The organism is Acidovorax cavernicola, assembly GCF_003581445.1.
This window is the reverse complement of sequence record NZ_QXMN01000031.1, coordinates 47,585-74,404: the sequence shown is the minus strand read 5'-3', so window position 1 is coordinate 74,404 and position 26,820 is coordinate 47,585. Positions and strand designations below refer to the sequence as shown.

The window sequence follows — 26,820 nt, the reverse complement described above, 5'->3', positions numbered from 1 at the left end:
GGGCATCCCGCCATTATCGAGGGCGGGCATCGGCCGCGCAGGGCCGGGGCGAATCAGCCGGCCTGTCGGTCTAGTCGGCGCGCAGGATCGCCAGGCCCGTCGCGCGCAGCGGCGCCAACGCCGGCTCGGGCGCCTGTGGTGCGACCAGCAGCTGCGTCGCGCCCGCCAGCGGGTTGATCACCCAGGCCGACGCGGCCCCGAGCTTTTCGGACGAGGCCAGCACGATGGTCTCGGCCGCCGCAGCCATCAGCGCGCGCTTGATCTCGGCCTCCTCCGCGTCGCCTGTGGTCAGGCCCGCCCCGGCGTGCACGCCGGTGACGCCCATGAAATACGTGTCGGCATGGATGCGCCCGATGGCGGCCATGGCCGCCGCGCCGACCGCCACCATCGAGTGCCTGAAGAGGCGTCCGCCGATCAGCACCACCTCGATGCCGGTGTGCGCCTGCAGCTCGACCGCCACCGACGGGCTGTGCGTGACCACCGTGGCCTGCAGCGTGGTCGGCAGGTGGCGCGCGAGCTGCACGGCCGTGGTCCCGCCGTCGATGAACACCACCTGCCCCGGCTTCACGAGGCGCGCGGCGGCGCGGCCGATGGCCACCTTCTCGTCGGGCGCAAGCTGCTGGCGCCCGGTGAAGTCGGCCTCGGCCGCCGCGACCGGCAGCGCGCCGCCGTGCACGCGCTGCAGCAGGCCTTCGGCCGCGAGTTCGCGCAGGTCGCGGCGGATGGTGTCTTCGGACAGGGCCAGCTCCTCGCTGAGCGTCTTGGCGACGACCTGGCCGTCGCGCCGCAGGACCGAGAGGATGTGTTGCTTGCGGGGGCGGGTGAGCATGGGTCGATGGTAACGACGATGCACGATATCCGCACGAATTTTCTTGTTATTGCACGAATTCAATCCTATGCTCACCGCCATGACCCTCCACGACCGCGTCCGGGTGCACGAAGTCACCCTCCTGTCCGACAACTGGTACACGCTGCGCACCACCGCCTTCGACTGGCGGCGCAACGACGGCCAGTGGCAGCGCATGCACCGCGAGACCTACGACCGCGGCAACGGCGCCACGCTGCTGCCCTATCACCTCGAACAGCGCACGGTGCTGCTCACGCGGCAGTTCCGCTACCCGGCTTTCGTCAACGGCCATGACGACCTGCTGATCGAGGCGGCCGCGGGCCTGCTCGACAACGCCGCACCCGAGGAGCGCATCCGCGCCGAGGTCGAGGAGGAGCTGGGCTACCGGCTCGGCACGGTGCAGAAGGTGTTCGAGAGCTTCATGAGCCCCGGCTCCGTGACCGAGAAGCTGCACTTCTTCGTCGCGCCCTACGAGGCCTCGATGCGCGTTGGCGCGGGCGGCGGGCTCGCGGAAGAAGGCGAAGACATCGAGGTGCTCGAACTGGGCATCGATGAGGCGCTGGCCATGGTGGCCGACGGCCGCATCGCCGACGCCAAGACCATCATGCTGCTCTACCACGCGAAGCTGCACGTATTCCCGCCGGGATAATCGGCGGATGCCTCTTGCCTCCCGCCGCGCGCCTTGTGCGCAGACTCTTGCGCTGACCTTCGCCCTGCTGGCTTCGACCGGCGCCCTCGCCCAGCAAGCCCTCCCGCCCCAGGTCGATGCCGCCCTCGCCCGCGCCAAGGTGCCGCGCGAGGCCGTGACCCTGCTCGTGGCCGATGCCGACGCAAGCCGCGCGCCGCGCCTAGCCTGGCGCTCGCAGGTGCCGGTGAACCCGGCCTCGATCATGAAGCTGGTGACCACCTACGCGGCGCTCGACCTGCTCGGCCCGGCCTACAGCTGGAACACGCCGGTCTACGTCGAGGGTTCGGTGGCCAACGGCGTGCTCAACGGCAACCTCTACATCAAGGGCCAGGGCGATCCCAAGCTGGTGCTCGAGCGCGTGTGGCTCTTGCTGCGCCACGTGCAGGGCCTGGGCATCACCACCGTGAGCGGCGACATCGTGATCGACCGCAGCGCCTTCGAGACCACGGTCGAGAACGACCCGGCCGCCTTCGACGGCGAGCCGCTGCGCCCCTACAACGCCTCGCCCGACGCGCTGCTGGTGAACTTCAAGTCGGTCAACATGACCTTCGCGCCCGACCGCGCCGGCCAGTTCGCGCGCGTGAGCTACGAGCCCCCGCTGGCCAGCGTGGCGATGCCGCCGACCGTGCCGCTGGCGCCCGGCGAATGCGGCGACTGGCGCGGCGCGCTCAAGCCCGACTTCAGCGACGTGAACCGCATCCGCTTCCACGGCGGCTTTCCCGCCGGCTGCGGCGAGAAGAGCTGGGCCGTGGCCTACGCCGACCCGCGCACCTACAGCCTGCGCGCCATCGGCGGCATGTGGGCCGAGATGGGCGGACGCGTCGGTGGCCAGATGCGCGAAGGCCGCGTGCCTGCGGGCCTGAAGCCGGCCTTCGACTTCGAATCGCCGCCACTGGCCGAGGTGGTGCGCGACATCAACAAGTACAGCAACAACGTGATGGCGCAGCAGTTGTTCCTCACGATCGGCCTCACGCAGAAGCAGCGCGGCACCTTCGAAGCCTCGCGCAGCGCGCTGGGCCAGTGGTGGCGCGACCGCATCGGCACCGGCGAGGCGCCGCCGGTGTTCGAGAACGGCTCCGGCCTGTCGCGCGACGAGCGCATCAGCGCGGCCGCACTCGGCAAGCTGCTGCAGACAGCGTGGCGCTCGCCCGTGATGCCCGAGTTGATGGCCTCGCTGCCCGCGATGGGCGTGGACGGCACGCTGAAGCGGCGCACCCTGCGCTCGGGCGGCGCGGCCCACCTGAAGACCGGCACGTTGCGCGACGCCTCGGGCGTGGCCGGCTACGTGCACGGCGCCAGCGGCCGGCGCTACGTGCTGGTGGCCATCGCCAACGGCGAGAACGCCGGCGCCGCACGTGCCGCCTTCGACGCACTGATCGACTGGACCGCGCAGGACCAGTGACGGGCCGGGGCCGTCCGGCTTCGGTACTGAAAAGGTTCTCCATGGAAACCGGGCTTGCGCGCCGCCAAGGCGCCGCCCAGAATCGAACGCCCGTTCGTTTCGATACAAATCCAGGAGACGCGTCTTGACCTTGCAGCATCCACGGCCCTCGGCCTCCTCATCGTCCCGCGCGACTCGCCGGGCCAGAGCCACCACTGCGGTGGCACTCGCGGGCACCGCGCTGCTGCTCGCCGCCTGCGGCGGGGGTGGCGGTGGTGGGGGCGGCATCAGTTTTCCGCCCGTGGGCGGCGGTGGCGGTGTCGATACCGGACGCGGCTCGGTCGTCTCCAGCCCGCCCGAACAGGGCACCAAGCTCACGGCCGACCAGTTCAAGGCCAGCCTGCAGGCCTCCGACCAAGGCAAGGCGCTGCTGCAGGTCACCGGCACACCCAAGTGCGGCGTCGACATGCGGTATCTGGAGTACCGCACCATCGGCGGCAAGAACGAAGCCACCAACGCGACCGCCGCGATCATGGTGCCCTCGGGTTCGGATGTCGCCTGCAGCGGCGCGCGCCCGGTGGTGCTGTACGCGCACGGCACCACGGCGGCGCGCAACTACAACCTCGCCAAGTGGACCGACACCACCCAGCCGGCCGCCGGCGAAGGCCTGATGATCGCGGCCATGTTCGCGGCGCAGGGCTACATCGTGGTGGCGCCCAACTACGCGGGCTACGACAAGTCGACCCTGCCCTACCACCCGTACCTCAACGGCGACCAGCAGGGCAAGGACATGGTCGACGCGCTCACCGCGGCGCGCAAGACCTTCTCGGACATCGGCGCGAACGACGCCGGTTCGCTGTTCATCACCGGCTACTCCCAGGGCGGCTACGTGGCGATGGCCGCACACCGCGAGATGCAGGCCAACGGCAAGGCCGTGACGGCCTCGGCCCCGCTGGCGGCGCCCTCGGCCATCAGCCTGCTGACCGACTACACCTACCTGGGCTGGCCGGCGCTGGGCTCCACGCTGTTCGTGCCGCTGCTGTCGACCAGCTGGCAACAGCAGTTCGGCAACGTGTACGGCAGCCCCAGCGATGTCTACGAAGCCCAGTACGCCACCGGCATCGAGACCCTGCTGCCGAGCACGTCGCCCGGCACGCTGTTCTCCAGCGGCAAGCTGCCGCAACTCGCGCTGTTCCCGGCCGACGGCAAGCCGGGGCCGGTGAGCCCGGAGCTGTCGATCTTCTACGGCGCCAACAACCTCATCAAGCAGAGCTTCCTCACGCAGGCGGCCACCGACATCCAGTCGAACACCTGCCCCGGCAACGCGCTGCCGGCCACGGCCGCGTCGCTGGGCTCGGCCTCGCCGCTGGACTGCAAGCCCTCCACCGGCTTCCGCAAGGCGGCCATCGCCAACGACCTGCGCAACTGGGTGCCGACCAAGCCGATGCTGCTGTGCAGCGGCGCGAACGACCCGACCGTCAACTTCCTGAGCACCCGCGCCACGGCCGGCTACTTCCGCGCCAAGGGCATGCCCGCCGCCGCGCTCACGGTGATCGACCTGGAAGACCGCGGCGCGACCGACAGCTACGCGGCCGCACGCGCCGGCTTCGCGCAGGCGAAGGACCTGCTGGCGCAGAGCACGCCGGGCAGCGCCGCCGACAAGGCGCGCGCAGTGACAGCGGCTTACCACGGCACGCTGGCGCCGCCGTTCTGCCTGGCGGCAGCGCGCGGGTTCTTCCAGGGCGTGTTGGCGGCAGGAGGCTGAGCAAGGCCAAGGCGGAGTCCATTCCAGAAACACCGCGGAACCGGCTCCGCCGGGCCGCAGGTGTTGCCCCCGGAAGGGGGTTGGCGGCCACACGAAGTGGGCAAGCCTGGGGGTGAGCCAGACTTCAGGCTGCTGCGGCGCGCTGCAAGCGGTCTTTCACGCCTTCCCACTCGGGCGTGTCGGGCGGCGTCTCGACCCAGATCAGTTTCACGCCCTGCGCGTCGAACTCGCGCAGCACCGCGAACAGCTGCTGCGCGGTGGCGGCGGCGTCGTCGGGCATGCGCCGCAGCAGCACGCGTTGCGAACGGCTGCGCACCGCGCTGCGCGTCCACACGGCGATGTGCGCGGCATTGGCGCCGAGTACGTCCAGGCCCGTCTGGATGGCCTTGGCGTCCATCAGCCGCACCTTGGCGTCGGGCGCGTAGTGCGCCTCCAGCGTGCCCGAGGCGCGCGGGTCGGGCGTTTCGAGCACTTCGCGGTCGCTCAGCGGCTCGCCGGCGGCGGCCTCGATCTGTGCGCGCGTGATGAGGCCCGGGCGCAGCAGCACCGGCGCGCCGCGGCTGCAGTCGACGATGGTCGATTCGATGCCCACCTCGCAGGCGCCACCGTCGACCACCAGCAGCGCGTCGCCGAACTCGTCGTGCACGTGCTGCGCGGTGGTCGGGCTGACGCGGCCGAAGCGGTTGGCGCTCGGCCCCGCGAGGCCGGGCACGCCCTGCTCCGCGCAGGCTTCGAGCAGCGCCTGCGCCACCGGGTGCGCGGGGCAGCGCAGGCCGATGGTGTCCTGCCCGCCGGCCGCCGCCGTGCCCACGCCGGGCTGGCGCGTGACGATCAGCGTGAGCGGGCCGGGCCAGAAGGCCTGCACGAGTTTTTGCGCAAAGGGCGGCAGCGGCTGGGCGAAGCGCGACAGCGCCTGCGCGCCCTTGGCGCCTGCCGCCACGTGGACGATCAGCGGATGGTCGGCCGGCCGGCCCTTGGCCGCGAAGATGCCGGCGACGGCGTCGTCGCTGCTCGCGTCGGCGCCCAGGCCGTAGACGGTCTCGGTCGGGAAGGCGACCAGCCCGCCCGCGCGCAGCACGCGCGCGGCCTCGGCGATGGCGTCGGGGGCGTGGCCGTCGAGGATCATGCGAGTGCCGGCAGGCCCAGCAGCAGCGCGGCCTGCGAGGCGTTGGCGCGCACGCTCTCGAGCGTGGCGCCGGTGAGGGTCAGGTGGCCCATCTTGCGACCGCGGCGCGGCGCCATCTTGCCGTACAGGTGCAGGTGGGTGCCGGGCACGGCGAGCACCTCGCTCCAGCGCGGCGCGACCGGCTTGGCGCCGTCGGCTTCGCCGCCCGGGAACCACAGGTCGCCCAGCAGATTGAGCATGACGGCCGGGCTGTGCTGACGCGGCGCGGTCAGCGGCAGGCCGGCCAGGGTGCGCACCTGCAGCTCGAACTGCGACACGTCGCAGGCTTCCATCGTGTAGTGGCCGCTGTTGTGCGGACGCGGCGCCATTTCGTTCACCACCAGCGAGCCGTCGGCCAGCGCGAAGAACTCGACGCACAGCACGCCCACGTAGTCCAGGCCGCTGGCGATGCTCTTGGCGGAATTGACCGCGCCCTGCGCCACGGTCTTGGGCATGTTCTGCGGGTGCACCTCGGTCACGGCGAGGATGCCGTCGCGGTGCAGGTTGCGCTGCGGCGGGAAGTGCACGATCTGGCCGTCGCGGCCGCGCGCCAGGATCACCGAGCACTCGAATTCGAGCGGCAGCATCTTCTCGAGCACGCAGGGCACGCAGCCGGCGGCCTGCCAGGCCTCGACCAGCTCGGCGCGCGTCTTCACGCGCTGCTGGCCCTTGCCGTCGTAGCCCAGGCGGGCGGTCTTGAGGATGCCGGGCAGCAGGTGATCTTCAACGGCGGCCAGTTGCTCCGCGGTCTCGACGACGGCATAGGGCGCGCAGGGCACGCCGCAGCGCGTGAAATGCGCCTTCTCGGCGATGCGGTCCTGCGCGATGGCAATGGCCGAGGCGGCGGGCGACACCGGCCGCGCGACCGCCAGGTGCTCCAGCGAGGGCGCGGGCACGTTTTCGAACTCGGTGGTCACCGCATCGGCCAGGCCGGCGAGGCGGGCCAGGCCGTCGACGTCGGCGTAGTCGGTGTGGATGTGGTGGTGGCTCACGCGGCCGGCGGGGCTGTCGGCATCGGGGTCGAGCACCGCGGTGAAGTAGCCCATGCGCTGGGCCGCGTGCGCGAACATGCGCCCCAGCTGACCGCCGCCGAGCACGCCGAGCGTGGCGCCCGGCAGGATCGGCAGGTCGCCCGAATGGCCGCCGGCGCCGCTCACAGCGCGCCTCCGCCTTGCGGCGAGAAGGGGGACACGGGCACGCCGGCTTCGGGTGGCGGCAGCGTCATGGCTTCGGCGGTGGCGGTCTGGGCCGTGCGGAAGGCATCGAGCTTGGCGCGCAGCGCGGGGTTGTTCACGGCCAGCATGGCCACGGCGAACAGCGCCGCGTTGGCCGCGCCGGCGGTGCCGATGGCGAAGGTGGCCACGGGCACGCCTTTGGGCATCTGCACGATGCTGTAGAGCGAATCGACGCCCTGCAGGTGGCGGCTGGCCACCGGCACGCCGAGCACCGGCACCGTGGTTTTCGAGGCCAGCATGCCCGGCAGATGGGCCGCGCCGCCCGCCCCGGCGACGATCGCCGTGAGCCCGCGCCCGGCGGCGCTTTCGGCGTACGCGAACAGCGCATCGGGCATCCGGTGGGCCGAGACCACCTTCGCTTCGTGGCTGATTCCGAATTGCTGGAGAATCTCGACCGCGTGGCGCATCGTCTCCCAATCGGAGTTCGAGCCCATCACTACACCGACCTGAATGGTTTCGTTCATGGTTTCAATTTTACGTTTCACCCCCAGCTGTTCCCGATGATCGACATCACTCTCGAAAATTTCCAGTCCGAGCTGATCGAAGGCTCGGTCGCCACGCCGGTGCTGCTGGACATCTGGGCCGAATGGTGCGGCCCCTGCAAACAGCTCGGCCCGGTGCTCGAAAAGCTCGAGGTCGAGTACGCCGGCCGCTTCACGCTGGCCAAGCTCGACGCCGACAAGGTGCCGCAGATTTCGTCGCAGCTGTCGGAAATGTTCGGCGTGCGCAGCATCCCGTTCTGCGTCATGTTCAAGGACGGCCAGCCGGTCGACGGCTTCGTCGGCGCCATCCCGGCCGAGAAGATCCGCGAATTCCTCGACAAGCACGTGCCGGGCGCCGACGAGGCCGAGGCCGCCTCGGAAGAAGCCGCCGCCCAGGAAGCGCTGGCCGAGGGCGACACCCAGGGCGCGCTCGAGAAGCTGCAGCACGCGGTGGCCACCGACCCGGCCAACGACGATGCCCGCTTCGACTACATCAAGCTGCTGCTGCAGGAAGGCCGCATCGACGACGCCAAGGTCGCCTTCGCGCCGGTGATCGCCAAGACCACGCTGGTGCGCCGCTTCGACGCCCTCCAGCGCTGGATGGATGCTATCGATTTCGCAGCACCCGTCACCGGCTCCGCGCCGACGCTGGGCGACTTCGACGACAAGATCGCGGTCAGCAAGCGCGACTTCGACGCCCGCTTCGGCCGCGCCCGCCTGCTGATGGCCGCCCAGCGCTGGACCGACGCCATGGACGAGCTGCTCGATATCCTGATGCGTGACAAGACCTGGAGCGAAGACCTCGCGCGCAAGACCTACATCGCGATCCTCGACCTGATCGAGCCGCCGAAGGTGAAGGTGGCCGACGGCCAGATTCCGCCGGACGATCCGGTCGTTGCCACTTACCGCCGTCGCCTCAGCAGCGTGGTGCTGAGCTGAACGGCCGAAAGACGCATTGCGCCTTTCAGTGCGTATTTGAATAAAAAAGCGACCTAAGGGTCGCTTTTTTATTGCCGACCGCACACCAAATAGATAGCATTGCTACTCAATTTTCGATAAAAGCGTATTGCAATGATCCAACTGACCGAAGAACTCGAAAAGGCCCGCAAGGCCAGCGGCCTGAGCCAGGAGGCGCTGGCCACGCAGGCCGGCCTGTCGCGCATGACGGTGCAGCGCATCGAAAGCGGCCAGATCGATCCGCGCCTGTCGACGCTGCTCGAAATGGCGCGCGTGCTGGGGCTCGAGCTGATGCCCGTGCCCGCGGCGCTGCGCCCGCAGCTCGAAGACTTCGTGCGCTCGGGCGGGCGCCTGCTCGGCCAGCCGGCGGGTGTGGGCGCGCCGCCGTCCATCGCGCAGAGCCTGGCTGACGACAACCGGTGAACCGGTGAGCACCCGCGCCGCCTTCAACACGGGCATCCGCTACCTGCGGATGCACCTGCACCTGCCCCACGGCGGGCGGCGCGCCATCGGTTATCTCTCGCAGTACGGCGACATCCTGCGCGTGTCCTTCGACGAGGCCTACATCGCCGACCCGGGGCGTCCCACGTTGTCGCTGGCCTACCGCGGCGCCGACGAGGCCGCCACGCGCGCCATCCTGGCCTCGGCGCGCGACACCCGCGTGTCGCGCAGCGACGGCCGCTGGCCCAGCTACTTCCAGAACCTGCTGCCCGAGGGTCACAACCGCGAGCGCCTCGCGCAGCAGCGCGGCTGCAGCGCCGACGACGAGTTCGAGCTGCTGGCCGCCGCCGGGCACGACCTGATGGGCGCACTCGAGGTCGAGCCCGTGCCCACGTCCGAAGGCATTCCCGACACCGTGCGTCACTGGCACACGGCGCTGGGGCTCGACGTGCTCGAACCCGGCTTCGTCGAGATGCCGGTGGAAGACGCCGCCGCCCTCCCCGGCGTGGTGACCAAGTTCTCGGCGGTGCAGGACGGGCGGCGCTACGTGGTCAAGCGCCACGGCGCGGCGGGCTCATTCATCCTGAAGCTGCCGAGCACGCGCCACCCGGACCTCGTCGCCAACGAATACACCGGCTACCGCCTGTGCGGCGCGCTCGGCCTCGACTGTGCACAGGCCCACGTGATCGGCCGCGCCGACGCCGACCTGCCCGAGCAGGTGCCCTTCGAGCAGATCCTCGCGGTGCGCCGTTTCGACCGCACGCCCGAGGGCGGGCGCATCCACATGGAAGAGTTCGCGCAGGTGCTGCAGTACGAACCGCGCCAGAAGTACGGCCGCGGACTGGCCACCGACTGGCCCGCCATGCTGCGCGTGCTCGACCGCCTGTCGCCGAACCCCGTGGCCGACGTGCGCGAGTGCGTGCGCCGCCTCGTGGCCTTCATCCTGCTGGGCAACAGCGACGCACACCTGAAGAACTGGGCCCTGCGCTACCCCGACGGCGTGGCGCCGGTGCTGGCGCCGCTGTACGACCCGGTCTGCGTGGCCGCCTTCTTCGAAGACGTGCCGGCGCGCGACTACGGCGTGAACCGCGCCATCGACGCCACGCTGCGCGCCTTCGACTGGCCCGCGCTGGAGGCGTTGCTGCGCGCGGCCGGCCTGCTGCGGCCGGCGCGCCTGCTGGCCATCGCGCGCGACACCGTGCGCCAGGCCCGGGCCGACTGGCCCGCGCTGCTGGCGCAGGACGGCACGCCACCCGGTGTGCGCCGCTGCGTCGAAGCGCGCCTTGCGGGTGGTGTGGCCCTCGCGGCCTGAAGAATCCGCCGAAGCCCGGACACGCCAGCGGGCCTGTCTTCGCACCGGTCACGGCGTCGCATACGATGGCGCCGGTTTAACTTGTTGCAGATTGAAAAGGAAAATTGGCCATGCGTTCCTTCGCCCGCCGTACCGCGCTCCCCGCCGTTGTCACGGCCGCTCTGCTGCTGGCCGGTTGCGGCAGCGGCATCAGCCTCGACGAGCCGATCGAAGGGCCGGTGTGGCGCCTGGTGCAGTTGGGCGACGAGCCGGTCGCGCCGGGCGGCGATGCCCAGCTGCAGTTCGACCGCAACAGCGGACGGGTGAGCGGCTCGGGTGGTTGCAACCGCGTCACGGGGTCGTTCACGCGCGCCGGCGTGTCGCTCAAGCTCGGCCAGATGGCCGCGACACGCATGGCCTGCGCCGACCCGGTGCGCGGCGCCAACGAGGCGCAGTTCCTGGCGGCGCTGCAGAACACGACCAGCTACCGGCTGGCGCCGGGGCGGCTCGCGCTGCTCGATGCCAGCGGCCGCACGGTGGCGCTGCTGAGCAGCGGCGGCGCGACCCGCTGAGGACGAGAAAACGGATCAGCCGTGGGTGAGGCGATCCAGCGCCTCACGGTACTTGGCGGCGGTCTTCTCGATGACTTCGGCCGGCAGGCGCGGCGCCGGGGGCGTCTTGTCCCAGGGCTTGCCGTTGATCTTGGTGGCTTCGAGCCAATCGCGCACGAACTGCTTGTCGTAGCTCGGCGGGTTGGCGCCGGCGGCCAGCGCGGCTTCGTAGCCCTCGACGGGCCAGTAGCGCGAGCTGTCGGGCGTGAGCACTTCGTCCATCAGCACCAGCGTGTCGTTCTCGTCCAGGCCGAACTCGAACTTGGTGTCGGCAATGATCATGCCCTTGGTGAGCGCGATCTGGGCCGCGGCCTCGTAGATGGCGATGCTGACCTCGCGGATCTGCTGCGCCAGCTTGGGGCCGACGATCTCGACCACGCGCTCGTAGCTGATGTTCTCGTCGTGCTCGCCGGCCGCGGCCTTGGCGGCGGGCGTGAAGATCGGACGCGGCAGCTTGCTCGCGTTGGTCAGGCCCTCGGGCAGCGGCACGCCGCAGACCGCGCGGGATTCCTGGTATTCCTTCCAGCCGCTGCCGGCCAGGTAGCCGCGCACCACGGCCTCGACCGGGATCGGGCGCAGGCGCTTGACCAGCATCGAGCGGCCCGTGACCTGCGCCACCTCGTCCGGCTGCACCACGCTCTCGGGCGCCTCGCCCGTCAGGTGGTTGGGGCACAGCGCGCCCAGGCGGTCGAACCACCACAGCGCCATCTTCGTGAGGATCTCGCCCTTGCCGGGAATGGGCTCGCCCATGATCACGTCGAAGGCGCTGAGCCGGTCGCTCGCGACCATCAGGATGCGGTCTTCGCCGACGGCGTAGTTGTCGCGCACCTTGCCGCGCGCAAGCAGGGGCAGGCTCTGGATGGAAGAGGTGTGAACGGTGGTCATGGACGGATGCTCGGCTGGGAAACGGTGACGGGAAAAGCGGATTGTGCGCGCAGAAAAAAGCCACCGCGAACGGTGGCCTGCGGCGCGCAGTCGGTCTTCGTTAGATGACTTGCTGCGCCAGGTCGCCCTTGGCGTACTTGGCGGCGACGACCTGCAGCGTGTCGCCCTTGACCTTCGCGCCCTGGCCTTCGCAGCCGAACTCGATGTAGCGCTGCTTGCAGATCTGCTTGGCGGCTTCGCGCGCGGGCTTGAGCCATTCGCGGGCGTCGAACTTCTCGGGGTTCTCGAACAGGAACTTGCGCACGGCGCCGGTCATCGCCAGGCGGATGTCGGTGTCGATGTTGATCTTGCGCACGCCGTACTTGATGGCTTCCTGGATTTCCTCGACGGGCACGCCGTAGGTTTCCTTCATGTTGCCGCCGTGCTTGCGGATGATTTCCAGCAGGTCCTGCGGCACCGACGACGAGCCGTGCATCACCAGGTGGGTGTTGGGCAGGCGGGCGTGGATTTCCTTCACGCGCTGGATCGACAGGATGTCGCCCGTGGGCTTGCGCGTGAACTTGTAGGCGCCGTGGCTGGTGCCGATGGCGATGGCCAGCGCGTCCAGCTGCGTGGCCTTCACGAACTGGGCGGCTTCCTCGGGGTCGGTCAGCAGCGCGGAGTGGTCGAGCACGCCTTCGGCGCCGATGCCGTCTTCTTCACCGGCCATGCCGGTTTCGAGCGAACCCAGGCAGCCCAGTTCGCCTTCGACCGTGACGCCGACCTTGTGGGCCAGTTCGACCACCTTGCGGGTCACGTCGACGTTGTAGTCGAACGAAGCGGGCGTCTTGCCGTCTTCGTGCAGCGAGCCGTCCATCATGACGGACGAGAAGCCCAGGTCGATGGCGCCCTGGCAGATGGCCGGGCTCTGGCCGTGGTCCTGGTGCATCACCAGCGGGATGTTCGGGTACTGCTCGATGGCGGCCTGGATCAGGTGCTTGATGAAGGCTTCACCCGCGTACTTGCGGGCGCCGGCGCTGGCTTGCAGGATGACGGGCGCGCCCGTTTCCTTGGCGGCCTCCATGACGGCCTGGACCTGTTCGAGGTTGTTGACGTTGAAGGCCGGAATGCCGTAGCCGTTGGCGGCTGCATGGTCCAGCAGTTCGCGCATCGAGACGAGTGCCATGGGAAATACCTCGCGGGGATAGAAAAAGACGGGAAAAAAGAGAAGGCGGAAAGTCGGGGAAAACTGCCCCGATTCTACCGAGCCCCCTTGTGGGACGGCTCCGACGCCAACCCGAGGAACCCCACGACCGGCGGCAGTACCGGCCCGCCCAGCCATTGGACGGGCCTGGCGAAAGCCCCGATCAGCGTGACGTGGCTCAGGTTGTCGAACCGCTGCACCTGCACCGGAACGCCCGCCGCCCGCAGCGCGGCGGCCATCCGGCCGGTGTTGCGGTCGGGGTCGACCAAGTGGTCCTTCGAGGCCGCCAGCAGCAGCGTCCGGGGCGCGTCAGGGCCAACGTGCGCGAGCGGCTGGGAGTCGCGCGGCGTGTCCGGCCAGTTGAAGGCCGCCTGCGCCTGCGGGTCGCCGATGGGCAGGAAGTCGTAGGGGCCGGCCAGGCCGATCCAGCCCGCGAGCTGCTTCGGGCTGGCGCCCACCTCGGCCAGCCAGCGCGCGTCGAGCGCGACCATGGCCGCGTTGTAGCCACCCGAGCTGTGGCCCATCACGTAGACCTGACGGGGGTCGGCGCCCCACTGCGCGGCGTTGTCGAGCGCCCATTTGACGGCCAGCGCGCTGTCGCGCACGAAGACCGGGTAGGTGAAGGCGGGCGACAGCCCGTAGTCAGGCACCACCACCACCGCCCCGCGCGCGGCCAGCGCCTCGCCGATGAACCTGTAGCTGGCGCGGTCGCCGCTGCTCCAGGTGCCGCCGAAGAAGAACACCACCAGCGGCCGCGCGCCACGGGCCGTCAGGGTGGACGGCAGCGGCTGGTACACGTCGAGCCGTTGACGGGGCGCGGAGCCGTAGGCGATGCCGCCCTCGAACTGGTAGGTGTCGGTGGGCACGAGGCCATTGAGCACCTTGACCGGCGAACAGGCCGCGAGAACGGCGGCGGCGAGGGCGGCAAGGGCGGAAGCGAAGCGGCGGAAGGTCATCGCCACAGTACGCACACCGGCGCGCGCCGGTTTCGTCAGATCGGCAGCTGCGTGGTCGACAGCACCTGCTTGAGCACCACGAAGGTCCGGATCTGCCGTACGCCCGGCAGGTACAGCAGCTGCTCGGCATGCAGGCGGTTGAAGCTGTCGTTGTCGCGCGTGCGCACGAGCATGAAGTAGTCGAACTCGCCCGTGACCACGTGGCATTCGAGGCAGCCCGACACCTTCTGCGCGGCCTTCTCGAAATCGGCGAAGGAGTCGGGCGTGGAGCGGTCGAGCACCACGCCGATCATCACGAGCATGCCGACCTCGAGCGCGTCGGGGTCGAGCAGCGCGACCACGCCCTTGATGAGCCCGCCGGCCTTGAGCCGCTCGACCCGGCGCAGGCAGGCCGCCGCGCTGAGGTTCACCTTGGCGGCCAGCGCCACGTTCGAGACCGAGGCGTCGCGCTGCAGGGCGCGCAGGATCGCGCGGTCGGTGCGATCGAGTTCCGTCGGGGCACGCAACTTTGTTGTGCTCATGGCTTCCTTGCCGGATGAAAAAATTTGCTTCTTTCCATCCTGCCTTCTTTTGATCGACGAATCCAGAAAACTTCGCAAGCACATTGCAAACCCTTCTTCCTACGATCGACAGCTTCACCCCCTCCCCTCATCACCCCTTGGAGCTGCGTCGATGAACCTGAAGAAATTCCCCCGGCATGCCCTGACCTTCGGCCCCACGCCGATCCAGCCGCTGAAGCGCCTGAGCGCCCACCTCGGCGGCAAGGTCGATCTCTATGCCAAGCGCGAGGACTGCAACAGCGGCCTGGCCTTCGGCGGCAACAAGACGCGCAAGCTCGAATATCTGATTCCCGAGGCGCTCGAAGGCGGCTACGACACGCTGGTGTCGATCGGCGGCATCCAGTCGAACCAGACGCGGCAGGTGGCGGCCGTGGCGGCACACCTGGGCCTGAAATGCGTGCTGGTGCAGGAGAACTGGGTCAACTACTCCGACGCGGTGTACGACCGCGTGGGCAACATCGAGATGTCGCGCATCCTCGGCGCCGACGTGCGGCTGGATGCGGCCGGTTTCGACATCGGCATCCGCCAGAGCTGGGAGGACGCCATGGAAAGCGTCCGCAAGGCCGGCGGAAAGCCCTTCCCGATCCCGGCCGGCTGCTCGGAGCACCCGCGCGGCGGCCTCGGCTTCGTCGGCTTTGCCGAGGAAGTGCGCCAGCAGGAGGCCGAGCTGGGCTTCAAGTTCGACTACATCGTCGTCTGCTCAGTCACGGGCAGCACGCAGGCCGGCATGGTGGTGGGCTTCGCGGCCGACGGCCGGGCCGACCACGTGATCGGCATCGACGCCTCGGCCAAGCCACAGCAGACCTTCGAGCAGATCCTGCGCATCGCCAAGAACACGGCCGAGTTGGTCGAACTGGGCCGCGACATCACCGACAAGGACGTGGTGCTCGACCGCCGCTTCGGCGGGCCCGAATACGGCCTGCCCAACGAAGGCACGCTGGAGGCCATTCGCCTGAGCGCGCGCTTCGAGGGCATGCTGACCGACCCGGTGTACGAGGGCAAGTCGATGCACGGAATGATCGAAAAGGTGCGGCTCGGCGAATTCCCAGCGGGATCGAAGGTGCTGTACGCGCACCTGGGCGGCGTCCCCGCCTTGAACGCCTACAGCTTCCTGTTCCGCAACGGCTGAGCCAACAGCGCCACCCAACGAAAAAGGCCGGCATGCGCCGGCCTTTGTCTTGCTGCGAGCGAACTCAGCTCGCGCGGCAGATTTTCAGCATGTTGGTGCCGCCCGGCGCGCCCATCGGCTCGCCGCAGGTGATCGCGTACACGTCGCCGGTCTGCACGATGCCGCGCTTCTTCAGGTGGTTTTCGGCCTGCAGCAGCGCGGTGTCGCGGTCGCTTTCCGAATCCATGAGCAACGGGCGCACGTTGCGGTACAGCGCCAGCTTGCGCTGCGTGGCCAGGCGCGAGGTCAGCGCGTACATGGGAATGTGCGCGCGGTGGCGGCTCATCCACAGGATGGTCGAGCCCGATTCGGTCAGCCCCACGATGGCCTTGGCGCCCAGGTGATGAGCGGTGAACAGCGCGCCCATGGCGATCGACTGATCGATGCGGCTGTAGGTCTTGCCGCTGAAATCGGCGTCGAGCGTCTTGTCTTCGGCGGCCTCCGCGGCTTCGCAGATGCGGCTCATTTCCTGCACGGTCTCGAGCGGATAGCGGCCCGAGGCGGTCTCGGCCGAGAGCATCACGGCGTCGGTGCCGTCGAGCACGGCGTTGGCCACGTCGCTCACCTCGGCGCGGGTGGGCACGGGGTTGGTGATCATCGACTCCATCATCTGGGTCGCGGTGATGACCACCTTGTCCATGTCGCGCGCCATGCGGATCATTTTCTTCTGCAGCGCCGGCACGGCGGCGTTGCCGACTTCAACCGCGAGGTCGCCACGCGCGACCATGATGCCGTCGCTGGCACGCAGGATTTCTTCCAGCTTCGGGATGGCTTCGGCGCGTTCGATCTTGGCGATCATGCCGGGCTTGTGGCCGTATTCGGCCGCTGCCACGTTGCACAACTGGCGCGCCATTTCCATGTCGGTGGCGTTCTTGGGGAAGCTCACGGCCACGTAGTCGGCCTGAAAGCTCATGGCGGTCTTGATGTCCTCCATGTCCTTGGCCGTCAGCGCGGGTGCCGTGAGGCCGCCGCCCTGCTTGTTGATGCCCTTGTTGTTCGACAGCTCGCCGCCGAGCTTGACCGTCGTGTGCACTGCTTCGCCGCGCACGGCATCGACCGTCAGCACGATCAGGCCGTCGTTCAGGAGCAGCTTGTCGCCGGGCTTCACGTCGCGCGGCAGGTCCTTGTAGTCGAGGCCGACGGCGTCGACATCGCCCAGCTCGGTGCGCGAGGCGTCGAGCACGAACTTGGCGCCCGGCTCCAGCCAGATCTTGCCCTGCGCGAACTTGCCGACGCGGATCTTGGGGCCCTGCAGGTCGGCCATGATGGCCACTTCGCGACCGGCCTTGCGGGCCGCTTCGCGCACCATGGCGGCGCGGTCGATGTGGTCCTGCGCGGTGCCGTGGCTGAAGTTCAGGCGCACGACGCTGACCTTGGCCAGGATCATCTGTTCCAGCAATTCCGGCGTGCTGGAGGCGGGGCCGAGGGTGGCGACGATCTTGGTGGCGTGGCGGGGAATGCGGTCCGTGCTCATGAAAAGGGTCTCCGTTTTGTATTCGCTACTGTATACACTTTGTGTGTCGAACGGAAGTCAGTCGCCCCGGGGACTTTCCCTCCCGGGGCCGGACCGCCGCCGGAATCAGCCGGCCGCGCGCTTGGCCAGGATCTCGAAGGCCGGCAGGGTCTTGCCCTCCAGCACCTCGAGGAAGGCGCCGCCGCCGGTCGAGATGTAGCCGACCTGCTTCTCGATGCCGTACTTGGCGATGGCCGCCAGGGTGTCGCCGCCGCCGGCGATCGAGAAGGCGCTGCTCTCGGCAATGGCTTGCGCGATGGCCTTGGTGCCGCCCGCGAAGGCGTCGAACTCGAACACGCCGACCGGACCGTTCCACACGATGGTGCCGGCTTCGCGCAGCTGCGCGGCCAGGATGGCGGCGGTCTTGGGGCCGATGTCCAGGATCAGGTCGTCGTCGGCCACGTCGGTGGCAGCCTTGACGGTGGCGGGTGCGTCGGCCGCGAAGGTCTTGGCCGTGACGACGTCGACCGGGATCGGCACGTCGGCGCCGCGCGCACGCATGGCGTCGATCACGGCCTTGGCCTTGTCGACCAGGTCGGGCTCGGCCAGCGACTTGCCGATCTTCAGGCCCGCAGCCAGCATGAAGGTGTTGGCGATGCCGCCGCCGACGATCAGCTGGTCGACATTGGCCGACAGGCTTTCGAGGATGGTGAGCTTGGTGCTGACCTTCGAGCCCGCCACGATGGCCACCAGCGGACGCTTGGGCTGGGCCAGCGCCTTGGTGATGGCGTCGATCTCGGCCGCCAGCAGCGGGCCGGCCGCGGCGATCTTGGCGAACTGCGCGATGCCGTAGGTGGTGGCTTCGGCGCGGTGGGCAGTGCCGAAGGCGTCGTTCACGTAGATGTCGGTCAGCGCAGCCAGCTTGCGGGCCAGCGCTTCGTCGTTCTTCTTCTCGCCCTTGTTGACGCGGCAGTTCTCGAGCAGCACGACCTGGCCGGGCTTCACGTCGACGCCGTCGACCCAGTTGGAGACCAGCGGCACCTCGCGGCCCAGCAGCTCGCCCAGGCGCTTGGCGACGGGTGCCAGCGAGTCTTCGGGCTTGAATTCGCCTTCGGTCGGGCGGCCCAGGTGCGAGGTGACCATCACGGCCGCGCCGGCGTCGAGCGCCAGCTGGATGCAGGGCACCGAGGCGCGGATGCGCGTGTCTTCGGTGATGTGGCCGGCGTCGTCCTGCGGCACGTTGAGGTCGGCACGGATGAAGACGCGCTGGCCGGTGGCCTTGCCTTGCGCACAGAGGTCGGTGAATCGAATAACGTTCATGGGTCTGAGGATGGTGAAAGACGGGACTGCCCGCATTGTAGTTTTCGCCCTCCGGCGCCCCTGCGCCGCTCGTGCGGCGTATCGATGCTTTTCAGGCCTTCGGCTGTGCGGTCGCGAACTGTTCGAGGATGCCGACGAAACTTGCCGCCGCCGGCGACAGCGAACGCCGCGCCGCGCTGTACACGCACACCTCGCGGTGGAAGTCGGGCGATTCGAGCCGCATCATCTGCAGCCCGTGCGCGCGCACCAGCGAGGCCGAGTACGTCGGGCACACGGTCAGCCCCAGCCCCGAGGCCACCATGCCCAGCGCGGTGGTCATGTACGACACCTCCTGCGTGCCCGGCCGCAGCAGGAACGCGCGCTCCTCGGGCCCCAGCTCGGGCAGCACGCGCTGACGGAAGTCGCGCGTGGGCGCGATGAAGGTGTAGGGCGCCAGCTCGTGCCAGCGCACCTTGCGGCGCTTGGCGAAGGCGTGGCCGGGCGGACAGATCAGCCAGTGGCGGTCGCGGAACAGTGTGCGGCGCTCGATGGCGGCGGCGTCCACCGCCATGTCCTGGCCCACGGCCAGCTCGACGTCGCCGGCCGCCACGCCGACCAGCAGGTGCTCTGGCAGGGTGTCGTCCAGGCGCACGTCCACGTCGGGATAGGCCTCGCGGTAGGCGGCGATCACGCGCGGCATCAGCGTGCAGGCCATGAGCTGCGGCGCTGCGAGCCGCAACAGCCCTTTCTTCTTGTCACGCAGATCGGTCACGCCGGCTACCGCGCTGGTGAGGTCGCCGAGCAGGCGATGCACCGACGGCAGGAATTCCCGCCCCGCCTCCGACAGCTGCACGCGGCGCGTGTTGCGGTCGAGCAGCTGCACGCCCATCTCGCGCTCGAGCTCGCGCACCAGCACGCTGAGCGCCGATTGCGTGAGGTGCAGCTGCCCGGCGGCGGTGGTGAAGCTGCCGGTTTCGGCCACGGCGGCGAACGCGCGCAGCTGGCGCAGGGTGAGGTTCATATATATGGTTATTTCATCAATCGATGAATTAATTTCGATTGCATCATAAGACGCGGCATTGCCCAATCGTGGCCTCACCGGAGACACCCATGCCGACGACCACCGCCCCCACGGCGCCCCCACCCATTCGCGGGTTGCACCACTTCGCCTGGCGCTGCCGCGACAGCGAGGAGACCCGTCACTTCTACGAAGACCTGCTGGGCCTGCCGCTGGTCCACGTCATCAAGAACGACCATGTGCCGAGCACGGGCGAGTACTGCCCCTACGTGCACATCTTTTTTCAGATGCGCGACGGCGCGTACATCGCCTTCTTCGACCTGGGCGACGACACCTCCGCCCTGCCCTCGCCCAACACGCCTTCGTGGGTGAACCACATCGCGCTGCGCGTCGATTCGGTGGCCGACCTGCGGGCCGCCAAGGCTCGGCTCGAGGCCGCGGGCGTCGAGGTACTGGGCGTGACCGACCACCACATCATCGAATCGATCTATTTCTTCGACCCCAACGGCATCCGCGTGGAACTGACCACGCCGACCGTGCCGCAAACCGAGATGGACGCGCATGCGCGCCATGCCCATGCCGACCTCGACGCGTGGACCGCGCGCAAGGCCGCGCTGCGTGCAACCGGGGGCACCTTGCATGTCTGAACTGCAACTCGCCGTCATCGACGTGAAGCCTGGCGCGGCCATGGACAGCCAGTCGGGCCTGCAGCTGCTGCGCCCGCGCATCTACGGCGCCTTCCGCGCGCCACCGGGGCCGAAGAAGATCGCGGCCATCGTGATGCACCCGACCAGCAACTTCATGGGCCACTACCTGATCGGCCCGCTGGCCGAGCGCGGCATCTGCTGCATGGGCCTGAACTCGCGCTTCGTGGGCAACGACACCGTGCTGCTGATGGAGCGCGCGATACAAGACCTCGGCGCCGGCGTGCAGTACCTGCGCGCGGCCGGCTACGAGAAGGTGTTCCTCGTCGGCAACTCGGGCGGCGCGGCACTTGCGGCCTTCTACCAGGCACAGGCTGAACAACTCACCGCCTCGCAGCTGCCCGACGGCGACCCCACGCACCTGCATCAGAGCGACCTGCCACCGGTCGACGGCCTCGCGCTGTGCGCCGCGCACCTGGGCCGCACGCGGCTGATGCGCGACTGGATCGACCCCTCGGTCACCGACGAACACGACCCGCTCTCGGTCGACCCCGAGCTCGACATGTACGACCCGCGCCACCGCGTGCCCTACGAGGCTGACTTTCTGAAGCGCTTCAGTGCGGCGCAGAAGGCGCGCATGGACCGCATCGAGCAGTGGTGCCTCGACCGACTCGCGCTGCTGCGCAGCACACCCGGCGCGCCGCGTGACCAGACCTTCGTGGTCTACCGCACGCATGCCGATCCGCGTTGCGTCGATCTCTCGCTCGATGCCAACGCGCGCCTGCCCGGCAGCGTGTGGGGCGATGCGCGACAGGTGAACTACTCGGCGAATGCGATGGGCCGCACCACCTCGCTGACCGCGTTCCTGTCGCAGTGGTCGTCGCGCTCGCAGGCCGACGGGCCGACCAACCTCGCGCGCACCACGGTGCCGAAGCTGCTGCTGACCTACACCGGCGACCAATCGACCTTCCCGAGCACGCGCGACACCTGGATGGCCGCGGGCGGCGCGCGCATCCGCAACGTCGACATCGTCGGCGGCAACCACTACCTGGCAGGTCAGCCCGAGCTGATCCCGAAGGCGGCGGACGCCATCGCCGAGTTCGCTCACGCGCTGTAGAGGAATTCGACGGGGCCTGCGCCTTCGCGCCCGCCCGATCGGCGGGCGGCTACCAGCCCAGGCCGAGGTGCAGGGGCAGGTAGACCGCCATGCCGGCCAGCATCGTGCCGAGCACACCGCGTCGCCAGAAATAGTAGGCGCCGCCGACCACGGCCGCGTACAGGCGCGCGTCGTGCAGCGTGGTGATCAGGTGGCCCTGCGTCATGACGATCTCGGGGGCGATCACGCCGGCCAGCGCGGCAGCAGGCGCATAGTGCAGCGCGCGGTGCGCCCACTCGGGCAGGCCCCAGGGCCGGTCGAGAATGAAGAAGAAGCAGCGCGTGAGCACGGTGACGGCCGCGAGGCCCGCGATCACACCCAAAGACCACCAGTCGGTGCCGCCGCTCACTTGTCGTCCTCCGCGTCGGGGTCGAGCCCGAATTGCTTTTCGAGCCAGAAGCACAGCAGCACCGCCACGCCGATGGCGACCACGATGTTGAGCTTGAGCGGCAGCGCGTAGGCCGCGACCGCCGTGGCGCCCGCGATGAGCGCGGCCAGCACGCGCAGCCGCGTCGTCGCCATCGAGCAGACGATGGCCACCAGGCTCAGCACGCCGGCGAAGCCCAGGCCCCAGGTCTGCGGGATGAGGTTGGCGAGCGCGATGCCCAGCAGGCTCATGCCCATCCATGCACACCAGGTCACGAAGTAGTTGCCGGTGAGGTAGGCCTCTTGCGACAGCTGTTCGGCGGGCGTCGTCGGTGGCTCGGCGTACTGCTTCGTGAAGAGCGCGTAGCTCAGGTCGGCCGTCAGGTAGCCGTGCAGCAGGCGGCGCCAGCGCGGCATGTGCATGAGGTAGGGCCGCAGGTGCAGGCTGAACACCACGAAGCGCAGGTTGACGCAGAAACCGGTCGCCAGGATCACCCAGGCCGGCGCGCCCGCGGCCAGCAGCGGAATGGCGGCGAGCTGCGAGCTGCCGGCGTAGACGAACAAGGTCATCGCCACGGCCTCGAGCACGCTCATGTCCGACTTGACCATGGCCACGCCGGTCATCAGCCCCCAGGCGCCGATGCCGAGCGCGGCCGAGGCCATGTCGCGCATGCCGGCGCGGAATTCAGGCTGGCGGCGCAGCGTGGGCGAGAGGAACATCAGCCGAAGACCTGGCCGGCCTTCAGGTCGAAGCCGCGCAGGAAATCGGCCGCGGGCAGGCGCTTGCCGCCCGGGCGTTGCAGTTCGGTGAGCACCACGGTCGCGTCCGACGCCGCCACGGCGACGCCGGTGGCGTCGGCCGAGACGACGGTGCCGGGCGCGGCGCCTGCAGGGCCGGGCGCCACGTGCGCGGCCCAGAGCTTGACGGTCTCGCCGCCGAGCGGGCTGTTGGCGCCGGGGAACGGATCGAAGGCCAGCACGCGGCGCACGATGGCGGCGGCCGGCTGCGTCCAGTCGATCAGCGCTTCGTGCTTCTCGACCTTGTGGGCGTAGGTGATGCCTTCGGTGGGCTGGGGCGTGCGCACGAGCTGACCGATCTGCGCCAGCGCCTCGACCACCATGCGGCCGCCGAGCGCGGCCAGCCGGTCGTGCAGGCGAGCGGTGTTGTCGCCGGGCGCGATGTCGACCGCTTCGCGCAGCAGCATGTCGCCGGTGTCCAGGCCCGCGTCCATCTGCATGATGGTGATGCCGGTCTGCGTGTCGCCGGCCTCGATGGCGCGGTGGATCGGCGCCGCGCCGCGCCAGCGCGGCAGCAGGCTGGCGTGGATGTTGAGACAACCGTGCACCGGCAGGTCGAGCACCCACTGCGGCAGGATCAGCCCGTAGGCCGCGACCACCATCACGTCAGGTTGCCATGCCAGCAGCGTGTCGCGCGCGGCCGTGGCCTCGTCGGGATACTTGCCGTCGAGCCGCAGGCTGCGCGGTTGCGCCACGGGCCAGCCGTTGGCAACGGCGCATTGCTTGACGGGCGAAGCCTGCAGCTTCATGCCGCGACCGGCGGGCCGGTCGGGCTGGCTCATCACGCCGACGATGTCATGGCCGGCGGCGGCAATGGCTTCCAGGGCGACGCGCGCGAACTCGGGCGTGCCCGCAAAAACAACTTTCAACACGCTCAATCCCGCAACCGTTCGAATTCGAGGTCATCCCCCGTGTGATACCGGCGAACCACGCCGGTGGGGTCGATATAGATATAGAGCATGCGGCGCTCGTTGATGGCCTTGTAGCGCCAGGTCCAGACGGTGCCGTCGAAGGAGCTGACGCGGCTGATTTCGTAGGGCTTGCCGTAGAAGGCCAGCACCTCGTTCTGGCGCCAGCGGTCGACCTGGATGTCGTGGCCGAAGCGCGCCTCAGTCAGCACCTGCGTCACCGAGACGACCTTGCCGGAGGCGTCGAGGTCGATATCGACCACCTCGAAGCCCGCCGGCATGCGCGAGTACTGCAGCCGCTCGCCGCCGCCGTTGAGCGGATAGCGGCCGGTGGGCGCGCCCAGGCGCTGCAGGGTTTCGGCGGCGGACGTGCCGGGCTGGATGCGCATGGGTTCGCTGACGCAACCTGCCAGGAACAGGAGCCCGGCGGCGGCCAGCGAGGACCACGCGGCCCGACGGCTCATGCCCGTGCTTCTCTCATGTCCTCGCGCTGCTGCTTGAGGAGCTTGCTCTTGATGCGGTTGCGCTTCAGCGGCGACAGGTACTCGACGAACACCTTGCCCATGAGGTGATCCAGCTCGTGCTGGATGCACACGGCCAGCAGGCCGTCGGCCTCGACGGTGTGGGTGTTGCCGTCGGCGTCGAGCGCCTGGACCTTCACCGAGGTCGAGCGCATCACGCCGTCGTAGATGCCGGGCACCGAGAGGCACCCTTCTTCGTTCAGCACCTTCTCGTCGCTGGCCCAGGTGATTTCCGGGTTGATGAGCACGATCGGCTCGTTGCGCTCTTCGGACACGTCGATCACCACCACCCGCTCGTGCACGTCGATCTGGGTCGCGGCCAGACCGATGCCGCTCGCGTCGTACATGGTTTCCAGCATGTCGGCGACCAGCGTCTTGATGCGCGCGTCCACGCCCTGCACCGGCTTGGCCACCGTGTGCAGGCGCTTGTCGGGGTAACTCAGAATGATTCGTTTGGCCATGAAATCGGGGGGAAGTTGTGGCTATTTTCGCCAATTCCGCGACGCGTCGCGGCGCATTGGCGCGAAAACGTTGCCCTTGCAAGGGCTTCGGGCGCAGAATTCGTAGCAAATTGTGAGATTCGTATGCGTCACGATACTTCGTGCGCTCACCCATCCAGACATGACACAGCCCAGCTCCACCGAACGCCAGCGCCCGACCTCTTTTGCCTTCTGGACCGTCGCCCTGGCAGTGGCCGGCAGTTGCGGCGCCACGGCGGCCTGGGCGCAGACGACCTACCCGGTCACGCCCCAGCAACGCGCCACCGCCCAGCAGACCGCCCAGGCCGGCGTGCCGCTGAGCGAGCTGTCGCCCAAGGCGCCCGACGAATACACGGTCAAGCCCGGTGACACGCTCTGGGCCATCTCGCGCCTGTACCTGCTGCGCCCCTGGCGCTGGCCGGAACTCTGGGGCATGAACATCAACGAGATCCAGGACCCGCACCGCATCTACCCGGGCCAGGTGCTGTACCTGGACAAGAGCGGCGGCCGCGCGCGCCTGACCACCCGCCGCGGCGCGGCCGGCGGCGACGGCGGCACCATCAAGCTGTCGCCGCGCACGCGCTTCGACTCGCTCGCGGGCATGGCCCTGCCCACGCTCAATCCGAGCCTCATCGAGCCCTTCCTCAGCGAACCCATCGTGGTCGACGCCAACACGCTCGACGCCGCACCGCGCATCGTGGCCGGCAACGACAGCCGCGTGCTGCTGTCGCGCGGCGACCGCGCCTATGCGCGCGGCAATGCCGAATCGCCGCTGGTCGAAAAGCCCGGCCCCGTACAGCACTACCGCATCTTCCGCAGCGCCACGCCGCTGAAGGACCCCGGTACCGGCGAGATCCTCGGCTACGAAGCGCAGTACCTGGGCAAGGCCCAGCTGCAGCGCGGCGAGTCGACCACCATCGAGACGACCGACAACAAGGACATCATCACCGTCGTGCCGGCCAGCATCGACATCATTGCGTCGCGCGAGGAAATGCGCGCCGGCGACCGCCTGCTGCCCGAACCGCCGCGCCAGCTGCTGAGCTACGCGCCGCGCGCGCCCTCCACCCAGGTGGACGGCCGCATCGTGTCGGTCTACGGCAACGCGGTGCAGTACGCCGCGCAGAACCAGGTCGTGGCCATCAACAAGGGCACGCGCGACGGCATCGACAACGGCCACGTGCTGGCGATCCTGAAGAACGGCGAGACCATCCTCGACCGCACCGGGGCACGCAAGGAAACGATCAAGCTGCCGAACGAACGCATCGGCCTGCTGATGGTGTTCCGCACCTTCGAGAAAGTCTCGTACGCGCTGGTGCTCGAAATCAACGACACTCCCCGCGCCGGCGACTTCCTCGTCAATCCCTGACACGCGCCTGAGGCTTCTTTTCCGCACACTCGTTTGGAACGCGCAGAACTCGCAGGCTGGCTGCGACTTTCACTGACACCCGGCATCGGTGACGGTGCCGCGCGCCGGCTGCTCGCCGCTTTCGGGCTGCCTGACGCCGTGTTCGCACAGCCCGAGGCCACGCTGCGCGAAGTCGTCAGCCCGGCCCAGGCGGCGTCGTTGAAGCAGCTGCCGAGCGGCCTGCAGGCGCAGGTCGACCTCACCTGGCAATGGCTGCACCCCGCGGACGACACCACCGGCGGCGCTGTCACGCGCCGCCTCGTGACGCTCGGCGACGCCGGCTACCCCAGCTCGCTGCTCGAGATGGCCGACCCGCCGCTGATGCTCTACGTGCTCGGCGCCGCCGCCTTCGACCTCACCCAACTCGGCCACAGCCTCGCCGTGGTCGGCAGCCGCAACCCGACGCCGCAGGGTGCCGGCCACGCGCGCGCCTTTGCGCGGGCGCTGGGCGAAGCGAAGCTGCCCGTGGTCTCGGGCCTGGCGCTCGGCATCGACGGCGCGGCCCACCTGGGCGCGCTCGACGCGGCCGGCGACGCTCCGGTGCTCGCGACGGTGGCCGTGGTCGGCACCGGCCTGGACCGCGTGTACCCGGCGCGGCATCGCGAGCTCGCGCACCGCATCACGCTGCAGGGGCTGATCGTCAGCGAACTGCCGCTGGGTACGCCGCCGCTCACGCAGAACTTCCCCAAGCGCAACCGCCTCATCGCGGGCCTGGCGCGCGGCACGCTGGTGGTCGAAGCTGCACTGCAGTCGGGCTCGCTGATCACGGCGCGGCTCACGTCGGAGCAAGGCAAGGAAGTGTTCGCGATCCCGGGCTCGATCCACTCGCCGCAATCGCGCGGCTGCCATGCGCTGATCCGGCAAGGCGCGAAGCTGGTCGAGTCGGTGAACGACATCCTTGAAGAACTGCCGCCGCTGGCTCCACCTGCACGCACACCGTCCAGCAGCACGCCTTCGTCGGCCCCGGAACATCCGCTGCTCGATGCCCTCGGCTTCGACCCCGTGAGCCTCGACGCACTGAGCGCGCGCACCGGCTGGAGCGCGGCCATGCTGCAGGCGAAGATGCTCGAGCTCGAACTCGACGGGCATGTCTCGCGGTTGCCAGGTGGCCTGTTTCAAAGAGCGGCCATCGGCTGACTCGCGAAGTACACGAAAGCC

General features: G+C 69.3%; 28 protein-coding genes. 12 read left to right on the top strand and 16 right to left on the bottom strand.

Annotated elements, in window-relative coordinates:
* Positions 1-70: 70 nt before the first annotated feature.
* Entirely contained in the window at positions 71-829 is a 759-nt protein-coding gene (locus D3H34_RS22055; RefSeq protein ID WP_119556382.1) for a DeoR/GlpR family DNA-binding transcription regulator, read from the bottom strand.
* A gap of 79 nt (positions 830-908) precedes the next feature.
* Here D3H34_RS22055 and D3H34_RS22050 point away from each other — a divergent pair, with 79 nt between their 5' ends.
* The 3 genes from D3H34_RS22050 to D3H34_RS22040 all read left to right on the top strand — a co-directional run bounded on the left by D3H34_RS22050 (position 909) and on the right by D3H34_RS22040 (position 4,681).
* On the top strand, positions 909-1,496 hold the full coding sequence (locus tag D3H34_RS22050; protein ID WP_119556387.1) for an NUDIX hydrolase: 588 nt from the start codon (positions 909-911) through the stop codon (positions 1,494-1,496).
* A gap of 7 nt (positions 1,497-1,503) precedes the next feature.
* Complete coding sequence (gene dacB / locus D3H34_RS22045) at positions 1,504-2,937, top strand: D-alanyl-D-alanine carboxypeptidase/D-alanyl-D-alanine endopeptidase (protein WP_119556381.1); 1,434 nt, start codon at positions 1,504-1,506, stop codon at positions 2,935-2,937.
* Between the two features lie 199 nt (positions 2,938-3,136).
* Positions 3,137-4,681: an alpha/beta hydrolase family protein gene (locus tag D3H34_RS22040; RefSeq protein WP_119556380.1), complete on the top strand. Its 1,545-nt coding sequence runs from the start codon at positions 3,137-3,139 to the stop codon at positions 4,679-4,681.
* A 124-nt stretch (positions 4,682-4,805) separates the two neighbouring features.
* Here D3H34_RS22040 and D3H34_RS22035 read toward each other — a convergent pair whose 3' ends face one another.
* From D3H34_RS22035 to purE, 3 genes are read right to left on the bottom strand one after another with little or no spacing between them, the layout of a single operon-like run.
* Positions 4,806-5,807 carry an L-threonylcarbamoyladenylate synthase gene (locus D3H34_RS22035; RefSeq protein WP_119556379.1) on the bottom strand — a complete coding sequence of 334 codons (1,002 nt, stop codon included), beginning with the start codon at positions 5,805-5,807 and terminating at the stop codon, positions 4,806-4,808.
* The gene (locus D3H34_RS22030; RefSeq protein ID WP_119556378.1) at positions 5,804-7,003 is read right to left on the bottom strand and encodes a 5-(carboxyamino)imidazole ribonucleotide synthase; all 1,200 of its coding nucleotides are present in this window, start codon (positions 7,001-7,003) and stop codon (positions 5,804-5,806) included. Before D3H34_RS22030 ends, D3H34_RS22035 begins: the two co-directional genes overlap by 4 nt.
* A complete protein-coding gene (gene purE, locus D3H34_RS22025) occupies positions 7,000-7,545 on the bottom strand; it encodes a 5-(carboxyamino)imidazole ribonucleotide mutase (protein WP_119556377.1) in 546 nt (181 codons plus the stop codon). The genes D3H34_RS22030 and purE overlap by 4 nt, the downstream gene beginning before the upstream one ends.
* A gap of 36 nt (positions 7,546-7,581) precedes the next feature.
* Here purE and D3H34_RS22020 point away from each other — a divergent pair, with 36 nt between their 5' ends.
* The 4 genes from D3H34_RS22020 (at position 7,582) to D3H34_RS22005 (ending at position 10,824) form a co-directional block, all read left to right on the top strand.
* On the top strand, positions 7,582-8,502 hold the full coding sequence (locus tag D3H34_RS22020; protein ID WP_119556376.1) for a tetratricopeptide repeat protein: 921 nt from the start codon (positions 7,582-7,584) through the stop codon (positions 8,500-8,502).
* 132 nt (positions 8,503-8,634) lie between these two features.
* Entirely contained in the window at positions 8,635-8,943 is a 309-nt protein-coding gene (locus D3H34_RS22015) for a helix-turn-helix domain-containing protein (RefSeq protein ID WP_119556375.1), read from the top strand.
* A 49-nt stretch (positions 8,944-8,992) separates the two neighbouring features.
* Positions 8,993-10,273 (top strand): type II toxin-antitoxin system HipA family toxin, encoded by a 1,281-nt coding sequence (locus tag D3H34_RS22010; RefSeq protein ID WP_119556386.1) that lies wholly within the window; start codon positions 8,993-8,995, stop codon positions 10,271-10,273.
* Between the two features lie 110 nt (positions 10,274-10,383).
* Complete coding sequence (locus D3H34_RS22005) at positions 10,384-10,824, top strand: META domain-containing protein (RefSeq protein ID WP_119556374.1); 441 nt, start codon at positions 10,384-10,386, stop codon at positions 10,822-10,824.
* 15 nt (positions 10,825-10,839) lie between these two features.
* Here the strand turns inward: D3H34_RS22005 and D3H34_RS22000 are convergent, their stop codons facing one another.
* From D3H34_RS22000 to D3H34_RS21985, 4 genes are all read right to left on the bottom strand, one after another.
* On the bottom strand, positions 10,840-11,748 hold the full coding sequence (locus tag D3H34_RS22000; RefSeq protein ID WP_119556373.1) for a phosphoribosylaminoimidazolesuccinocarboxamide synthase: 909 nt from the start codon (positions 11,746-11,748) through the stop codon (positions 10,840-10,842).
* Between the two features lie 100 nt (positions 11,749-11,848).
* Complete coding sequence (fba, locus tag D3H34_RS21995; RefSeq protein WP_119556372.1) at positions 11,849-12,913, bottom strand: class II fructose-bisphosphate aldolase; 1,065 nt, start codon at positions 12,911-12,913, stop codon at positions 11,849-11,851.
* Between the two features lie 74 nt (positions 12,914-12,987).
* The gene (locus D3H34_RS21990) at positions 12,988-13,887 is read right to left on the bottom strand and encodes an alpha/beta hydrolase (protein WP_119556371.1); all 900 of its coding nucleotides are present in this window, start codon (positions 13,885-13,887) and stop codon (positions 12,988-12,990) included.
* A gap of 35 nt (positions 13,888-13,922) precedes the next feature.
* Positions 13,923-14,408, bottom strand: a complete 486-nt coding sequence (locus D3H34_RS21985) for an Lrp/AsnC family transcriptional regulator (RefSeq protein WP_119556370.1) — start codon at positions 14,406-14,408, stop codon at positions 13,923-13,925.
* A 151-nt stretch (positions 14,409-14,559) separates the two neighbouring features.
* On the opposite strand from D3H34_RS21985, the gene D3H34_RS21980 reads away from it, so the two are divergent.
* On the top strand, positions 14,560-15,576 hold the full coding sequence (locus D3H34_RS21980) for a 1-aminocyclopropane-1-carboxylate deaminase (protein WP_119556369.1): 1,017 nt from the start codon (positions 14,560-14,562) through the stop codon (positions 15,574-15,576).
* Positions 15,577-15,640: 64 nt separating this feature from the next.
* On the opposite strand, the gene pyk is transcribed toward D3H34_RS21980, so the two are convergent.
* The 3 genes from pyk to D3H34_RS21965 all read right to left on the bottom strand — a co-directional run bounded on the left by pyk (position 15,641) and on the right by D3H34_RS21965 (position 19,388).
* Entirely contained in the window at positions 15,641-17,089 is a 1,449-nt protein-coding gene (pyk, locus tag D3H34_RS21975; RefSeq protein WP_119556368.1) for a pyruvate kinase, read from the bottom strand.
* A gap of 105 nt (positions 17,090-17,194) precedes the next feature.
* Positions 17,195-18,388: a phosphoglycerate kinase gene (locus tag D3H34_RS21970; protein WP_119556367.1), complete on the bottom strand. Its 1,194-nt coding sequence runs from the start codon at positions 18,386-18,388 to the stop codon at positions 17,195-17,197.
* A 91-nt stretch (positions 18,389-18,479) separates the two neighbouring features.
* The gene (locus tag D3H34_RS21965) at positions 18,480-19,388 is read right to left on the bottom strand and encodes a LysR family transcriptional regulator (RefSeq protein WP_119556366.1); all 909 of its coding nucleotides are present in this window, start codon (positions 19,386-19,388) and stop codon (positions 18,480-18,482) included.
* 89 nt (positions 19,389-19,477) lie between these two features.
* Between D3H34_RS21965 and D3H34_RS21960 the strand changes: the two genes are divergently transcribed.
* Together D3H34_RS21960 and D3H34_RS21955 are read left to right on the top strand one after the other, a co-directional pair.
* A complete protein-coding gene (locus tag D3H34_RS21960) occupies positions 19,478-20,032 on the top strand; it encodes a VOC family protein (protein WP_119556365.1) in 555 nt (184 codons plus the stop codon).
* Complete coding sequence (locus D3H34_RS21955; protein ID WP_119556364.1) at positions 20,025-21,146, top strand: alpha/beta hydrolase family protein; 1,122 nt, start codon at positions 20,025-20,027, stop codon at positions 21,144-21,146. The genes D3H34_RS21960 and D3H34_RS21955 overlap by 8 nt, the downstream gene beginning before the upstream one ends.
* Before the next feature lie 49 nt (positions 21,147-21,195).
* Here the strand turns inward: D3H34_RS21955 and D3H34_RS21950 are convergent, their stop codons facing one another.
* From D3H34_RS21950 to def, 5 genes are read right to left on the bottom strand one after another with little or no spacing between them, the layout of a single operon-like run.
* Entirely contained in the window at positions 21,196-21,534 is a 339-nt protein-coding gene (locus D3H34_RS21950) for an AzlD domain-containing protein (RefSeq protein ID WP_119556363.1), read from the bottom strand.
* Positions 21,531-22,271: an AzlC family ABC transporter permease gene (locus D3H34_RS21945; RefSeq protein WP_119556362.1), complete on the bottom strand. Its 741-nt coding sequence runs from the start codon at positions 22,269-22,271 to the stop codon at positions 21,531-21,533. Before D3H34_RS21945 ends, D3H34_RS21950 begins: the two co-directional genes overlap by 4 nt.
* Complete coding sequence (gene fmt / locus D3H34_RS21940) at positions 22,271-23,227, bottom strand: methionyl-tRNA formyltransferase (protein WP_119556361.1); 957 nt, start codon at positions 23,225-23,227, stop codon at positions 22,271-22,273. The genes D3H34_RS21945 and fmt overlap by 1 nt, the downstream gene beginning before the upstream one ends.
* Positions 23,224-23,721 carry a hypothetical protein gene (locus D3H34_RS21935; RefSeq protein WP_119556360.1) on the bottom strand — a complete coding sequence of 166 codons (498 nt, stop codon included), beginning with the start codon at positions 23,719-23,721 and terminating at the stop codon, positions 23,224-23,226. The genes fmt and D3H34_RS21935 overlap by 4 nt, the downstream gene beginning before the upstream one ends.
* Positions 23,718-24,239 carry a peptide deformylase gene (def, locus tag D3H34_RS21930; protein WP_119556359.1) on the bottom strand — a complete coding sequence of 174 codons (522 nt, stop codon included), beginning with the start codon at positions 24,237-24,239 and terminating at the stop codon, positions 23,718-23,720. Before def ends, D3H34_RS21935 begins: the two co-directional genes overlap by 4 nt.
* Before the next feature lie 160 nt (positions 24,240-24,399).
* Here def and D3H34_RS21925 point away from each other — a divergent pair, with 160 nt between their 5' ends.
* Both D3H34_RS21925 and dprA read left to right on the top strand, forming a co-directional pair.
* Positions 24,400-25,623: a LysM peptidoglycan-binding domain-containing protein gene (locus D3H34_RS21925; protein ID WP_119556358.1), complete on the top strand. Its 1,224-nt coding sequence runs from the start codon at positions 24,400-24,402 to the stop codon at positions 25,621-25,623.
* Between the two features lie 33 nt (positions 25,624-25,656).
* Positions 25,657-26,799, top strand: coding sequence for a DNA-processing protein DprA (dprA, locus tag D3H34_RS21920; RefSeq protein WP_119556357.1), 1,143 nt, complete (start codon positions 25,657-25,659; stop codon positions 26,797-26,799).
* Positions 26,800-26,820: the final 21 nt, after the last annotated feature.